The 15082-nt window shown below is 71.9% G+C and carries 13 protein-coding genes; 8 read left to right on the forward strand and 5 right to left on the reverse strand.

Annotated elements, in window-relative coordinates:
• The first annotated feature begins 145 nt into the window (after window positions 1-145).
• From D7D94_RS00095 to D7D94_RS00130, 8 genes are all read left to right on the forward strand, one after another.
• Window positions 146-1225 carry a BMP family lipoprotein gene (locus tag D7D94_RS00095; protein WP_156243224.1) on the forward strand — a complete coding sequence of 360 codons (1080 nt, stop codon included), beginning with the start codon at window positions 146-148 and terminating at the stop codon, window positions 1223-1225.
• Window positions 1226-1297: 72 nt separating this feature from the next.
• A complete protein-coding gene (locus D7D94_RS00100) occupies window positions 1298-2818 on the forward strand; it encodes an ABC transporter ATP-binding protein (protein ID WP_156240658.1) in 1521 nt (506 codons plus the stop codon).
• Complete coding sequence (locus tag D7D94_RS00105) at window positions 2815-4074, forward strand: ABC transporter permease (RefSeq protein WP_156240659.1); 1260 nt, start codon at window positions 2815-2817, stop codon at window positions 4072-4074. Before D7D94_RS00100 ends, D7D94_RS00105 begins: the two co-directional genes overlap by 4 nt.
• On the forward strand, window positions 4071-5360 hold the full coding sequence (locus D7D94_RS00110; protein ID WP_156240660.1) for an ABC transporter permease: 1290 nt from the start codon (window positions 4071-4073) through the stop codon (window positions 5358-5360). The genes D7D94_RS00105 and D7D94_RS00110 overlap by 4 nt, the downstream gene beginning before the upstream one ends.
• Before the next feature lie 6 nt (window positions 5361-5366).
• A complete protein-coding gene (locus D7D94_RS00115) occupies window positions 5367-5762 on the forward strand; it encodes a cytidine deaminase (protein ID WP_156240661.1) in 396 nt (131 codons plus the stop codon).
• Window positions 5759-7051 (forward strand): thymidine phosphorylase, encoded by a 1293-nt coding sequence (locus tag D7D94_RS00120; protein ID WP_156240662.1) that lies wholly within the window; start codon window positions 5759-5761, stop codon window positions 7049-7051. Before D7D94_RS00115 ends, D7D94_RS00120 begins: the two co-directional genes overlap by 4 nt.
• Before the next feature lie 55 nt (window positions 7052-7106).
• Window positions 7107-8237: an adenosine deaminase gene (locus tag D7D94_RS00125; protein ID WP_156240663.1), complete on the forward strand. Its 1131-nt coding sequence runs from the start codon at window positions 7107-7109 to the stop codon at window positions 8235-8237.
• A gap of 204 nt (window positions 8238-8441) precedes the next feature.
• The gene (locus D7D94_RS00130) at window positions 8442-9341 is read left to right on the forward strand and encodes a DUF559 domain-containing protein (protein WP_156240664.1); all 900 of its coding nucleotides are present in this window, start codon (window positions 8442-8444) and stop codon (window positions 9339-9341) included.
• Between the two features lie 135 nt (window positions 9342-9476).
• Here D7D94_RS00130 and D7D94_RS00135 read toward each other — a convergent pair whose 3' ends face one another.
• The 5 genes from D7D94_RS00135 to D7D94_RS00155 are packed head-to-tail and all read right to left on the reverse strand — an operon-like array spanning window position 9477 to window position 15042.
• Window positions 9477-10643, reverse strand: a complete 1167-nt coding sequence (locus tag D7D94_RS00135; protein WP_156240665.1) for a mannitol-1-phosphate 5-dehydrogenase — start codon at window positions 10641-10643, stop codon at window positions 9477-9479.
• Entirely contained in the window at window positions 10640-12742 is a 2103-nt protein-coding gene (locus tag D7D94_RS00140; protein WP_156240666.1) for a PTS mannitol transporter subunit IICBA, read from the reverse strand. Before D7D94_RS00140 ends, D7D94_RS00135 begins: the two co-directional genes overlap by 4 nt.
• Before the next feature lie 29 nt (window positions 12743-12771).
• Window positions 12772-14427: a phosphoenolpyruvate--protein phosphotransferase gene (gene ptsP, locus D7D94_RS00145; RefSeq protein ID WP_156243225.1), complete on the reverse strand. Its 1656-nt coding sequence runs from the start codon at window positions 14425-14427 to the stop codon at window positions 12772-12774.
• A complete protein-coding gene (locus tag D7D94_RS00150; protein ID WP_156240667.1) occupies window positions 14427-14702 on the reverse strand; it encodes an HPr family phosphocarrier protein in 276 nt (91 codons plus the stop codon). Before D7D94_RS00150 ends, ptsP begins: the two co-directional genes overlap by 1 nt.
• A 16-nt stretch (window positions 14703-14718) precedes the next feature.
• Window positions 14719-15042 (reverse strand): PTS sugar transporter subunit IIB, encoded by a 324-nt coding sequence (locus D7D94_RS00155; protein ID WP_156240668.1) that lies wholly within the window; start codon window positions 15040-15042, stop codon window positions 14719-14721.
• Window positions 15043-15082 lie beyond the last annotated feature (40 nt).

Consider the following 15082-nt stretch of genomic DNA (forward strand, 5'->3'; position numbering starts at 1 on the left):
GCGTCCCGGACCCCGTCGTCGTCTTTGTAACTATCGCGTTGCGGTCGCCCTCATCCGCGATTCGCACGGTAGGGGCAAACTAGCGTGAGCATATTGCCCCGTGCCGGATCGGGGCCCGCACACTCTGGAGGACAGTGTGAAGACCATGAAGAAGGCCGCGTTCAGCGGTCTCGCGCTCACCGCGTCGGCGGTCCTGCTCGCGGGCTGCGGGTCGGCCCCCGAGGAGACCACGGGCGGCGCGGAGGCGGAAAGCGACTTCCTGCCCTGCATGATCTCGGACGAGGGCGGCTTCGACGACAAGTCGTTCAACCAGCTCGGCTACGAGGGACTGCTGGCCGCCGGCGAGACGCTCGGCGTGGAGCCGGTCACGGTGGAGTCGAACGACGAGTCCGAGTACGCGGGCAACCTGTCGAGCCTCGTCGACCAGAACTGCAACCTCATCGTCACCGTCGGCTTCAAGCTCGCGGCCGACGCCAACGACGCGGCGGAGGCCAACCCCGACATCCACTTCGTCTCGATCGACGAGCTCGTGGACGTCGACGGCGACGGCACCACCGACCAGGACAACATCAAGCCGCTCGTGTACGACACGGCGCAGGCGGCCTTCCTCGGCGGCTACGCCGCGGCGGCGTACTCCGAGGCCGGCAAGGTCGGCACGTTCGGCGGGGCGAACATCCCCACCGTGACGATCTTCATGGACGGCTTCCGTCAGGGCGTCGAGTACTGGAACGAGCAGAACGACGGCGACGTGCAGGTGGTGGGCTGGGACGGCTCCGACGGCGTGTTCACCGGCGCGTTCGCAGCCGACCAGGGGGCGGTCAACGCCGCTCAGGGCATCGTCGACCAGGGCGTGGACGTGCTGCTGCCCGTCGGCGGCCCGATCTACCAGAGCGCCGCGTCCGTCATCCGCGACTCCGGCCGCGAGATCGCGCTGATCGGCACCGACGCCGACGTGTACGAGTCCGACCCGTCGGTCGCCGACCTGCTGCTGACGTCCATCCAGAAGGGCATGGACATCTCGGTGCAGGAGACGGTCGAGCAGGCCGGCGAGGGCGAGTTCGACGCGGCGCCGTACGTCGGCACGCTGGAGAACGGCGGCGTCTCGATCGCCCCGTTCCACGACTTCGAGGACAAGGTCCCCGAGGGACTGCAGGACGAGCTCGACGAGATCTCCGCGGGGATCATCAACGGCTCGATCGAGGTCCAGTCCTACCTGGCCGAGTGATCGGCTGAGCGCGGGGAGGCCTTCTCGGCCTCCCCGCGCTCGCATGTCCAGCCCTCTCATTAGGATCGGCATATGAAGCTCGAGCTCCGCGGCATCACGAAGCGGTTCGGCGCACTCACCGCCAACGACCACATCGACCTCGTCGTCCAGCCGGGCGAGATCCACTGCCTCCTCGGCGAGAACGGGGCGGGCAAGTCCACGCTCATGAACGTCCTGTACGGCCTCTACCAGGCCGACGAGGGCGCGATCCTCCTCGACGACGAGCCGCAGGCGTTCCAGGGTCCCGGCGACGCGATGCGCGCGGGGATCGGCATGGTGCACCAGCACTTCATGCTCATCCCCGTCTTCACGGTCGCCGAGAACGTCTCGCTGGGGCACGAGTCGACGAAGGCCGGCGGGGTGCTCGACATCGACGCCGCCCGGCGCCGCGTGCGGGAGATCTCCGCCCGATTCGGGTTCGACGTCGACCCGGACGCGATCGTCGAGGACCTGCCGGTCGGCGTGCAGCAGCGCGTGGAGATCATCAAGGCGCTCTCGCGCGACGCGAAGGTGCTCGTGTTCGACGAGCCGACGGCCGTGCTCACGCCGCAGGAGACCGACGAGCTCATGGCGACCATGCGCCGGCTGCGCGAGGGCGGGGCGGCGATCGTCTTCATCACCCACAAGCTGCGCGAGGTGCGCGAGGTCGCCGACCGCATCACCGTCATCCGGCTCGGCAAGGTCGTGGGCGAGGCGCAGCCGACCGCCAGCAACCAGGAGCTCGCCGCGATGATGGTCGGCCGGGCCGTCGAGCTCACCGTGCAGAAGGACGAGCCGTCGCTCGGGGAGCCGCGGCTCGTCGTGGACGACCTCACCGTCGTCGACGAGGCCGGCAGCAAGGTCGTCGACGGCGCATCGTTCGAGGTGCGCGCGGGGGAGATCCTCGCGATCGCCGGCGTGCAGGGCAACGGCCAGACGGAGCTGACCGAGGCGCTGCTCGGCCTGCAGGAGCGGGTGCGGGGCAGCGCCACGCTGGATGGGCGCGAGCTCGTCGGGCGCAGCGTACGGCAGATCCTCGACAGCGGCGTCGGGTTCGTGCCCGAGGACCGCACCGAGGACGGTCTCGTCGGCGCGTTCTCGATCGCGGAGAACCTCATGCTGGACCGCGCGCACGGGGAGCCGTTCGTCCGCCGCGGCAGCATCCGCCGGAGCTACCTGGCGGAGTTCGCGAAGGAGCGCTTCGACGAGTACGACGTGCGCGCCCCGGGCATCGAGGCTCCGGTGGGCAGCCTCTCCGGCGGCAACCAGCAGAAGGTCGTCCTCGCGCGCGAGATGAGCCGCGAGCTGTCCCTCCTCGTCGCCGCGCAGCCCACGCGCGGCGTCGACGTCGGCTCCATCGAGTTCATCCACAAGCGCATCGTCGCCACGCGCGACGCCGGCGTCCCCGTGATCGTCGTCTCCACCGAGCTCGACGAGGTGGCGGCTCTCGCCGATCGGATCATGGTGATGTACCGCGGCCGCATCGTGGGCATCGTCCCCGCCGAAACGCCCCGCGATGTGCTGGGCCTCATGATGGCCGGGGAGCCGGCTCCGCTGGGAGGAACCGCAGCATGACCGACCCGCAGACGCCGGAGTCCTCGCGCTGGCACGTCGCCCTGACGCAGATCACGCGAGCCAACGGCACCATCATCGTCCTGGCCATCCTGCTCTCGTTCGTCATCGGCGGCATCATGATCGCCGCGACCGACCCGGCCGTGCAGGAGGCCTCCGGCTACTTCTTCGCGCGCCCCGTCGACACCCTCGCGGCGATCTGGGACGCCGTCGCCGGCGCCTACGCCGCGCTCTTCCGGGGTGCGATCTTCAACTACGAGGCCGACACGTTCGTCCGCGCCATCCGCCCCCTGACCGAGACGCTCACATACGCGACGCCGCTCATCGCGGGCGGTCTCGGCGTCGCCCTGGCCTTCCGCGTCGGCATGTTCAACATCGGCGGTCGCGGGCAGATGCTCGTGGGTGCGGCGGCGGCCGGCTGGGTCGGCTTCGGCGTCGATCTGCCCTGGGGGCTGCACACGCTCCTCGCGCTGCTCGCGGGCATCGCGGCCGGCGCGATCTGGGGCGGCATCGCGGGCGTCATCAAGGCGCGCACCGGCGCGCACGAGGTGATCCTCACGATCATGCTCAACTACATCGCCTTCTACCTCGTCTCGTGGATGCTGCGCACGCCGGGTCTGCTGCAGAAGCCCGGCTCCAGCGACCCGAAGTCGCCGGCGATGAAGGACACCGCGGTCTTCCCGTCGCTGCTGGGCCCGCAGTTCAACCTGCACGCGGGCTTCCTCGTGGTCATCGCCGCGACCGTCCTCGTGTGGTGGATCCTCAGCCGCTCGAACCTCGGCTTCCAGTTCCGGGCGGTGGGCGAGAACCCGCACGCGGCGCGCGTGGCGGGCATCGACGTGAAGCGGATGTACGTGCTCGGGATGGTCATGTCGGGCGGGCTCGTCGGCATCGCGGGCGTCGCCCAGGTGCTCGGCACCTCGACCAACGGCTTCGCCGCCGGCGTCGACGCCGGCATCGGATTCGACGCCATCACCGTCGCGCTGCTCGGCCGCTCCACGCCGTGGGGCACCTTCGCGGCCGGTCTGCTCTTCGGCGCCTTCAAGGCCGGGAGCTTCACGATGAAGGCCGCGGAGCAGATCCCGCTCGAGATCGTGCTCGTCGTGCAGTCGTTCATCGTGCTGTTCATCGCCGCGCCTCCGCTCGTGCGCGCGATCTTCGTGCTGCCGTCGCCGGAGCGCGACCGCCGGAAGAGGGAGAGATCGAGGATGAAGGCGCAGCTCGCGGTCGCCTCGCACCAGGCGGGGGGAGACCGATGAGCGACACCGCCGCACGCGTCCCCGCAGCCCTCGCCCCCGACGCGGGCGTCACGCCGCTGACGCGCAGCTGGAAGACGCCGGTCGTGCTGGCCGTCTTCACCGTGCTCCTCGCGCTCCTGGTGCTCCTCGCGCCGCGGACGGGAGAGGCGACCTTCCGGCTCTCGTCCGAGTCCGATGCCATCGTGCTGCCCTCCCTCGTCGTCGGGGTCGCCGTCGGCGCCTGGGGCTCGATCGTCCTGATGGCGCTCCTGACCGCCGCCGCAGCGTACTTCGTGCGGCAGGCCGCGAAGGCGCCGCGCTGGATCGTCGCGGCGTACGTCGTCATCGCCGTCTTCGGATTCCTCTGCTGGGCGGCCGCCGGCGCGACCATCCCGGTGACCGGCCTCCTCGCCGGGGCCCTGGCCCTGGCCGTCCCGCTCATCTTCGGCGCCCTCGGCGGCGTCATCGGCGAGCGAGTGGGCGTCGTCAACATCGCCATCGAGAGCCAGCTCCTCGGCGGCGCGTTCAGCGCCGCGCTCGTGGCCACGCTCACCGGCCAGCCGATCCTCGGCCTGCTCGCGGCGATGGCCGCCGGTGTGATCGTGGCGGCGCTCCTGGCCGTGTTCGCGATCGTCTACATGGTCGACCAGATCATCGTCGGCGTCGTGCTCAACGTGCTCATCGCCGGACTCACGAGCTTCCTGTACTCGCAGGTCATGCAGCCCAACGCCGCGACGCTCAACACGCCGCCCCGGTTCGATCGCATCGCCATCCCGCTGCTGTCGGACATCCCGATCCTCGGACCGGTGCTGTTCCACCAGACGATCCTCGTGTACGCGATGTACGTCGCGGTCGCGGCGGTCTACTTCGCGATGTTCCACACGCGCTGGGGCCTGCGCCTGCGCGCGGTCGGCGAGCACCCGCAGGCCGCCGACACGGTCGGCATCCGCGTCGGTCGCACCCGCTTCCTCAACGTGCTGCTCGGCGGCGCGATCGCGGGCGCCGGCGGCACCGTCTTCACGGTCGGCAGCGGCATCCCGTTCGGGCAGGAGATGACCAACGGCATGGGCTTCATCGCCCTGGCCGCGGTGATCTTCGGGCAGTGGCACCCCGTGAAGGCCACGCTCGCGGCGCTGCTGTTCGGCTTCGCCTCCAACCTCCAGAACACCCTCAGCGTCATCGGCTCGCCGGTGCCGGGGGAGTTCATGCTCATGCTGCCGTACCTCGTCACGATCTTCGTCGTGGCGGGGGCCGTCGGGCGCTCCCGCGGACCCGCAGCGGCCGGGCAGCCGTACATCAAGGGCTAGAACCACATGACAGACATCGACTGGGATCAGCTGCGCGCCGTCGCCACCGACGCGATGACGCGGGCCTACGTGCCGTACTCGCGCTTCCCCGTGGGGGCAGCCGCCCTCGTGACGGACGGCCGGGTCGTCGCGGGTTGCAACACCGAGAACGCCTCGTACGGGGTGGGGCTGTGCGCGGAGTGCGGGCTCATCTCGAACCTCGCGATGACCGGCGGCGGCCAGCTCGTCGCGTTCGTGTGCGTGGACCGCGAGGGCCGCACCCTCATGCCGTGCGGTCGCTGCCGCCAGCTGATCTTCGAGCACGCCCTCCCCGGGATGCTCCTGGAGACCGTGTCGGGCATCCGCAGCATCGAAGAGGTGCTGCCCGACGCGTTCGGACCCCGAGACCTGGAGGAGCGATGAGCGCACCCGAGCCCTTCGACGCCGTCGACGTCATCCGCGCCAAGCGCGATGGCGAGCGCGTCCCCGAGGACGCGCTGCGGTGGATGGTCGACGCCTACACGCGCGGCTACGTCGCCGACGCGCAGATGTCGGCGTTCACCATGGCCGTGCTCCTCAACGGCATGGAGCGCGACGAGATCCGCGTGATGACCGATGCGATGATCGCGTCGGGCGAGCGGATGTCGTTCGCGTCGCTTGACAAGCCCACGGCCGACAAGCACTCCACCGGCGGGGTGGGCGACAAGATCACCCTGCCGCTCGCCCCGCTCGTGGCGGCCTTCGGCGTCGCAGTGCCGCAGCTGTCGGGCCGCGGTCTCGGCCACACCGGCGGCACGCTCGACAAGCTCGAGTCCATCCCGGGATGGCGCGCGGCGCTCTCCAACGACGAGATGCTGGCGCAGCTGGCCGACGTCGGCGCGGTCATCTGCGCCGCCGGCACCGGCCTCGCCCCGGCGGACAAGAAGCTGTACGCGCTGCGCGACGTGACCGGGACGGTCGAGGCGATCCCGCTCATCGCGTCGAGCATCATGTCGAAGAAGATCGCGGAGGGGACGGACTCCCTCGTGCTGGACGTCAAGTTCGGCACCGGCGCCTTCATGAAGGACTACGCCCGCGCGCGGGAGCTCGCCGAGACGATGGTCGCCCTGGGCACCGACTCCGGGGTCCAGACCACCGCGCTGCTGACCGACATGAACACGCCGCTCGGCCTCGCGATCGGCAACGCGAACGAGGTGCGCGAGTCGGTCGAGGTGCTCGCCGGCGGCGGACCGGCGGACGTCGTGGAGCTCACGGTGGCGCTCGCTCGCGAGATGCTCGCGCTCGCGGGACAGCCCGACGCCGATGTGGACGCCGCCCTCGCCGACGGGCGCGCGATGGACGCCTGGCGTCGGATGATCCGCGCCCAGGACGGCGACCCCGACGCGCCGCTCCCGGCGCCGCGCGAGACCCACACGGTCACCGCGGCCCGCTCCGGCGTCGTCACGCGGATGGACGCCTACGACTTCGGCCTGGCCGCGTGGCGGCTGGGAGCCGGACGCGCCCGTGCTCAGGACCCGGTGGTGCATGCGGCGGGCATCGACCTCCTCGTGAAGCCCGGAGACGCGGTGTCGGAGGGGCAGGCGCTGTTCACCCTCAGCGCGGACGACGGCGCGCGCTTCGAGCGCGCCCTGGACGCCCTCGACGGGGCGTACGAGATCGGCGATACTGCTCCCCCCCGCGAACCGCTCGTCCGCGAGCGCATCTCGGCCTGACCGACAGCGGACCGCTCAGGCGGCCCCGACCATCCCCGTGAGACTGGAGGCCGCCATGGCACCCGAACCGACCGCCGAGCCCCGCGTGCAGAACGTGCAGCTGCGCGGCCTGCCCAAGGTGTCGCTGCACGACCACCTCGACGGCGGACTGCGACCCGCGACGATCATCGAGCTGGCCGAGGGGACCGAGATCGGGCTGCCCGCATCGGAGCCGGAGCCGCTCGGCATCTGGTTCGCCGAGCAGGCGGACTCGGGCTCCCTCGTGGAGTACCTGAAGACGTTCGAGATCACCGTCGGCGTCATGCAGACGCGCGAGGCGCTGACCCGCGTGGCGCGCGAGTACGTCGAGGACCTCGCCGCCGACGGCGTCGTGTACGGCGAGGTGCGCTGGGCGCCCGAGCAGCACCTCGACGGCGGCCTGTCGCTCGAGGAGGCCGTCGAGGCCGTGCAGGCCGGGATCGAGCAGGGCGAGGACGCGGCGGAGGACGCCGGACGCAGCATCCGCGTGAGCCAGATCCTCTCCGCCATGCGCCAGGGCGACCGCGTGCGCGAGATCGCGGAGCTCGCGGTCGCGTTCCGCCAGGACGGCGTCGTCGCCTTCGACATCGCCGGCCCCGAGGACGGCTTCCCGCCGTCGGCGCACCGCGCGGCGTTCGACTACCTCGCGGGCGAGTTCCTGCCCGTGACCGTGCATGCGGGGGAGGCGGCGGGCGTCGGCTCGATCCGCTCGGCCCTGCTGGACGCGCGGGCCCTCCGTCTCGGCCACGGCCTCGCCATCGCCCGCGACCTCGACGTGGTGTCGCGAGAGGGCGAGGAGGTGCTCGTCGAGTTCGGCGACATGGCGCGGTGGGTGCGCGACCGGGAGATCCCGCTCGAGCTCGCGCCGTCGTCGAACATGCAGACGGGCGCGGCCGCGCACTGGGGCGACCAGATCGAGGACCACCCGTTCGACCTGCTGTACCAGCTCGGGTTCTGCGTCACCGTGAACACCGACAACCGCCTCATGAGCCGGACGTCCCTGACGCGCGAGCTGGCCATCCTCTCGACCGCCTTCGGGTACGAGCTCGACGACATCGAGCAGTTCCAGCTGAACGCCGCCGCGGCGACGTTCCTTCCGGTGGAGCAGCGCGAGGAGCTCATCGACCTCATCACGGAGGGCTTCGCCCGCAAGGGCCGCCGCCGCTGACGCCCGCTGGTCGCCCGCCCTGTCCGGCATGTCCCACTTATTCACGTCAAGACACTCGGTTGGCGTGAACAAGTGGGACATGGCGCGGTCGGGTGAGGGCGTCTGAGCCTCGACACCGTGTGCACAGGGGCGTGACGCGCGGGCCGCGGTGCATCGGGCGGGGGATGGCGCGCCGCGCGTCTGCGCACACGGCACCGTGGGAGCATGCCCCGTCCGCGCGACCCCCTGCCGTTCCTCGCCGAGCCGCGCACATTTTGTGAGGCACGGGCCGCCGGGATCGGGCGCAGCCGGCTCGCGTCGGCGCAGCTTCAGCATCCATTCCACGGCGTGGTGCAGGAGCCGTCGGAGAATCCCGTGCCCGACGAGTTCCTCGAGCGCTGCCGGCAGATGGCGGTTCGGATGGCCGTGGGCCAGTTCCTGAGCCACGGCACCGCCCTGCGGCTCATCGGCGCCCCGGTCCCGCGCCGCCATGCGGACGAGATCCACGTGTCCGCCTACCGGCCCGCGCGCGAGCCCCGGACGCGCGGCGTGCACGGACACCGACTGCAGACCCGGGAGCCTCGCATCATCCGGATCGCGGGGCTGCCTGTCGAGCACCCGGTCCGCGCCTGGCGGCAGGCGAGCGCGATGTGGACGTCGCTCGCGCTGACCCAGGCGGGCGACCACCTCGTGCGGCGCGACCGGCCGTGGACGACCATCGAGGAGCTGCGCGCCGAGCTCGCGGTGATGGGCAGCACGGCGACGGCGCGGCGGGCGCTCGACGACGTCCGCGTGGGATCGGAGTCACCGCGGGAGACGGAGCTGCGGCTGCTGCTCGTCGCACATGGGCTGCCCGAGCCCGAGCTGAACTGGGAGCTGCGCGATGCGAGCGGCGCGCACATCGCGCGCCTCGACCAGGCGTACCTGCGGGAGCGGGTCGGGGTCGAATACGACGGGCGCCAGCACGCCGAGGATCGTGCGCAGTTCGCCCGGGATGCCGACCGGTGGCAGGCCATCCAGAGCGAGGGATGGCTGCTCGTCCGCATCCTCAATCACCATATGGCGGGCGACGGGAGCCGCGCCGTCGCCCTCGTGCGGGCGGCGCTGCGCTCCCGCCGCCCCTGACACGGCATGTCCCACTTGTGCACCTCATCCGAAGCGGATGACGTGCACAAGTGGGACATGCCGGACCGGGCCGAGACATGCCGGACCGGGCCGAGACATGCCGGACCGGGCCGAGACATGCCGGACCGGGCCGGGCTAGGCCGGGACCGGGCCGGTCAGACCGCTTTGGTGGGCGGCGACGGCGTCGCGGATGGCCGGGAACAGCGGGTGGGACGCCTCGAGACCCGTCACCTGGGCCGTGAACGCGTCCGCGTCGAGCTCGACGAGCAGGGCCTGCAGCTGAACGGCCTGCTCGTCCGCCGGGTCGTCGAACGCGAGGGCCGCCGCCATCGCCGCCACCAGCGCGCTCGCGCCGAGGCCGCGCTCCACGGCCTCGGCGGCGGGGCCGACGAAGCGCTCGTGACGCGAGAGCTTGCGCAGCGGCTGCCGGCCGACCCGCTGCACGGTGTCGGGGAGGGCGGGGTTGCGGAAGCGCTCGAGGATGGTCGCGCGGTACGCCCCGAGCTCCTCGGCCGAGAACCCGTGCTTGGCCGCGAGGAGCGCCGACGTCTCCTCGAGGGCGCCGGTGACGGCCGCCGAGACGGCCGGGTCGGCGAGCGCGTCCGAGATGCGCTCGATGCCCGCCCGCGCGCCGTGGTACGCCGTCGCCGCGTGCCCGGTGTTCACCGTGAAGAGCTTCCGCTCGATGTACGGCGCGAGGTCGTCGACGAAGTGCGCACCGGGGATGTGCGGCAGCTCGCCGTGGAACGGCGCGCTCTCGATCGCCCACTCGAAGAACGGCTCGACCGTGACGTCGATGCCGCCGTCCGCTGGCTGCCCGGGGACGATGCGGTCCACGGCGGTGTTCGCGAACACCACGCGTCCCTCCAGCGCATCCCAGGAGGCGCCGGCGAGGGACACGATCTCCGCCCGCAGCTGATCCGTCGCGCCGATCGCGTTCTCGCACGCCATCACCTGCAGCGGCGGCGCGTCGGGGGCGCGCAGACCGATCCCGGCGAGGATGTGCGGCGCGATGAACTTCAGCACCGTCGGACCCACGGCGGTCGTGACGACATTGGCCGAGGCCACCTCGTCGGCGACCGCCTGCGGGTCGTCTGCACTGTTCACCGCGCGGAACCCCGTCACCACGCGGTCGGTGCCGCCCGGCCCCGCCTCGTGCACGGTGTACGCGTCGGCGGCGGCCAGGGCGTCGACGAGCGGGGCGGCGACGTCGGAGAAGACGACCTCGTACCCGCCCCCGTGCAGCAGCAGTCCGACGAAGCCGCGGCCGATGTTGCCCGCGCCGAAGTGGACGGCCTTCATCGGTCCTCCCCGTTCACGCTCTGGAAGAGCTCGTAGAGCTCCTCCGGGCTCCTCGCCGCCTTCAGACGCGCGATCTGGTCGTCGTCGCTGAACAGCTCGGCGACGTTCGACAGGATCCGCAGGTGCTCGTCGCCCTTGCCGGCGATGCCGACGACGAACGTCACCGCGTCACCGTCCCAGTCCACGCCGCCGTCGTAGCGGACGACCGAGAGCGCGGAGCCGAGGATGGTGTCCTTCGCCTCATTGGTGCCGTGCGGGATGGCCAACTCGTTGCCCATGTACGTCGACACGGTCTGCTCGCGCGCGAGCATCGCATCGAAGTAGCCGCCGGTGACGGCGCCGGCCGAGGCGAGGATGTCCGCCGCCTCCTGGAGCGCCTGCTCGCGCGTGGCGGAGCCGGCGTGGATGCGGACGCTGCCGCGTGTGAGGACGGAGTCCTCCGCGGCGGGGGCGGGGCCGCCGCCGAGCGCGCCCGTGGTGGTGACCGAGCCCGTGGCCGTCGTCGACGCGCCCGTGGCGGCCGCGTCGACCGGACGCCCGGTCGACACCGGGTCGTTCGCGGCCGGGGTCTCGCCGTTCGCCTGCGCGCGCAGGAGGTCCACGACCTCGTCGTAGCGCGGCGAGTTCATGAAGTTGTCCACGGAGACATGGAGCGCCCCCTGCTCGCGCTGTCGGGCGCGATCGGTGAGCTGCGCCTGCGTGATGACGAGGTCGGCGCTGCCGTCGAGCGACGCGATCGCCTTGTTCGTCACGCTCACGCCGGAGATGCCGGCCTGCTTGATCTTGTTGCGCAGGACGCTGGCGCCCATGGCCGAGGATCCCATGCCCGCGTCGCACGCGAAGATGACCTTCTCGATGGGCCGCGTGGCGACGGCCGCTCCCGCGGCTCCGCCGGCGAGGCCGCTGAGGACGCTCGACTTCTTGCCCTTGTTCGCCTCGGTGCGGGCGACCGCGTCGGCGAAGCCGTCGGAGCCCGCCGCCTCGGCGGCGAGGTCGCGCTTGCGGCTCGCGCGCAGGATGACCGACGCGACGACGAAGGTCACGGCGGCCGAGACCACGACGGCGAGGATGACGCCGAGGTAGCTGTCGCTCGCGGTCTGGCCGAGCACGGCGATGATCGAGCCCGGCGATGCCGGACCCCGCAGGCCGGTGCCGAACAGCACGTTGACGAAAACGCCCGACATGCCGCCCGCGATCACGGCGATGAGGAGCGCCGGCTTCATGAGCACGTAGGGGAAGTAGACCTCGTGGATGCCGCCGACGAACTGGATGAGCGCGGCGCCGGGGGCAGAGGCGCGGGCCGCGCCCACGCCGAAGACGCTGAACGCGAGGAGCAGACCGAGGCCGACGCCCGGGTTCGCCTCGAGGAGGAACAGCACCGACTTGCCGTCCTGGTCGGCCTGCGCGAGCCCGAGCGGGGTGAGCACGCCGTGGTTGATGGCGTTGTTGAGGAAGAACACCTTCGCCGGCTCGATGAGGATGCTCGTCAGAGGCAGCAGCCCGTTCTCGACGAGCCAGCCGACCGCGCCGCTGAGGACGTCCATGATCCAGTTGACGATCGGAGCGAGGACGTAGAACGCGAACACCGCGGCGATGAAGCCGAAGATGCCGGCGGAGAACATGTTGACGAGCATCTCGAAGCCCGCCTTGATCCTCCCCTCCCACAGCGCGTCGAGCTTCTTCATGATCCACGCCGCCAGCGGGCCCATGATCATCGCGCCGATGAACATGTGGATCTGCCCGAGCTCGGGCTCGCCCTCGGGGAGCGCGGCGTTGAAGTTCGCGATGATCCAGTCGGAGCCCGCGATCGCGCCGAAGGTGGCGATCGCTCCGACGACGGCGCCACGGGTCTCGTAGATCATCCGGCCGCCCTGGTAGGCGACGAGGATGGGCAGGAGGTAGTGGATCATCGGCCCGACGATGGTCGACAGCGCCTCGTTCGGGGTCCAGCCGTCGGCGATGAAGAACGCCGTGAAGATGCCCCACGTGATGAGCGCGGGGATGTTCGGCATGATCATGCCGGAGAGGAACGTGCCGAACCTCTGCACGCCCACGCGAAGCGAACCGGGCTGCTTCGCCGCGGTGCTGGTGTCGGTCATGGTGTCGTCTTTCTGCTGGGGAGGAATGCTCAGGCGGTGATCGCCGCGCGGGCGGCCTCGCGGGCGGATGCGCCGTCGCGCGCGGCGAGCGCGGCCTCGGCGATGCGTCGGGCGTCTTCGCGCGTGTGCTTGAGGAGCTCGGCGCGCACGTCGACGAGCGCCGGCGGCGACATCGACAGGGTGCTCGCGCCGAGACCCACCAGCACGACCGCGAGGAGCGGGTCGGCTGCGGCCTGACCGCAGATGCCCACCGGCTTGCCGTGCTTCGCGCCGGCGCGCCCGATCTCCGCGATGAGGCGGAGGACGGCCGGGTGCCACGGGTCCTGATACGACGAGACGCTGCCGAGCATGCGGTCGGCGGCCATCGTGTACTGCACCAGGTCGTTCGTGCCCACCGAGCCGAAGTCGGTGACCTCGAAGACGGCGTCGGCGAGGAGGGCCACAGACGGCACCTCCACCATCACGCCCGCCGTGCGGATGCCGTGCTCGCGCGCGATCCGCGTGAAGTACTCGGCCTCCTCGACCGTGGCGACCATGGGCGCCATGACCCAGAGGTCGGCCTCGGTCGCGGCCTGCGCGTTCGCGAGCGCGGTCAGCTGGTCGCGGAGGATCTCCTCGTGGTGCCGCAGGGCGCGGAGCCCTCGGCGACCGAGGGCCGGGTTCTCCTCGCCCTCGTCGGTGAGGAACTTCAGCGGCTTGTCGGCGCCCGCGTCGAGCGCGCGCACGACGACCTTGCGACCGGGGAACGCCTCGAGGAGCGCGGTGTACGACGCGGTCTGCGACTCCACGGTCGGGGCCTCGTCGGAGCTGAGGAACAGGAACTCGGTGCGGAAGAGACCCACGCCCTCCGCGCCGAGCGCGACGGCCTCGGCCGCGCCGGCGGGGTTGCCGAGGTTCGCCAGCAGCGGCACGGGCGTGCCGTCGGCGAGGGCGCCCGGGGTGATCGGCGCGCCCGCGGCGGCCCGGCGGGCCTCCGCGCGCTCGGCGGCCGCCTGCAGCTGCTCGGCCGAGGGGTCGATGGTCACCACGCCGGAGGCCGCGTCGACGATGGCGGTCGCGCCGTCGGCGAGCGCGTCGCTCTCGCCGGTGCCGACGACCGCGACGATGCCCTTGTCGCCTGCGAGGATCGCGGTATGTGAGGTCGGGCCGCCCTCGGTCGTGACGACCGCGAGCACCTTGTCGAGGTCGAGCAGGGCGGTGTCGGCGGGGGCGAGGTCGGGTGCGACGAGCACGAACGGATGGCCCGGGTCGGGGACGCCGGGAGCGGGCACGCCGCGCAGGTGCGCGATCACGCGCTGGGCGACGTCGGCGAGGTCCGCCGCGCGCTCGCCCAGGTAGCCGCCCATGGCCTGCAGGGTCTCGGCGAACTCGGCGAAGGCCGCGTGCACGGCCCATTCGCCCGTGCTGCCGGCGTCGATGCGCGCGTGGACGGACTCCTCGAGGGTCGGGTCCTCGGCCATCATGGCCTGCGCCTCCAGCACGTCGCGCGCGGCGCCGCCGGCGCGCTCGCCGCGTGCGTTGAGCTCCGCGGCGACCGCCGCGACGGCCGTCGCGACGGCGGCCTTCTCCTCGTCGGCGTCCCGGGTGCTCTTCTCGTCGCGCGGCGGCTCGAGGCGCGCCGCCATCAGGGCGATGGGGCCCTGCGCGACGCCCTGACCGATCCCGACGCCGCGGAGCTCCTGCATCACGCGGCGTCCGTGTCGGTCTCGAGCTGAGCGGCGAGCGTGTCGAGCACGCTCTCGGCGCCGTCGCCCTCGACGGTGAGCGTGACCTCGTCGCCGGTGTTGGCGCCGAGCGAGATGACGCCCAGGATGCTCGCGGCGTTGACGGCCTTGCCGTCGCCCTTGGCGATCTGCACGCTGAGGCCGGAGTTCTTGGCGGCCTCGGCGAAGAGCTTCGCGGGACGCGCGTGGAGCCCGTGGGAGGAGGCGATCTTCACGGTGCGGGTGACAGCGGACATGTGAGCTCCTTGCGGTTCAGACGGACGCGGGCGCGTCCGGGTCGGCGGCGGCCTGCACGAGCGCGAGCACGCGCGTGCCGTCGGTATCGGTGAAGACGTCGTCGGGGAGCGGCACGACGACGACGCCGCGAGGCGCGGCGGCCTCCCGGATCGCGTCGAGCGAGGTCTCCAGGTGCGGCCCGACCAGGACGACGTGCGCGTCGTCGAGGTCGACCGGAAGCGAGACCTGCGTTCCCGCGAAGGCCGTGAGATCGAGCCCGGCGGCACGCGCTGCGCGGTTGAGCCGGTGCGCGACGAACGTGCTGGACGCTCCCGCCCCGCACACCACCAAGATCCTCATCGACCGACGCCTCCTGACCCTCATCCTTCCCAGCGCGGCC

The organism is Microbacterium oryzae (genome assembly GCF_009735645.1).
In the GTDB taxonomy this organism is placed as follows: domain Bacteria; phylum Actinomycetota; class Actinomycetes; order Actinomycetales; family Microbacteriaceae; genus Microbacterium; species Microbacterium oryzae.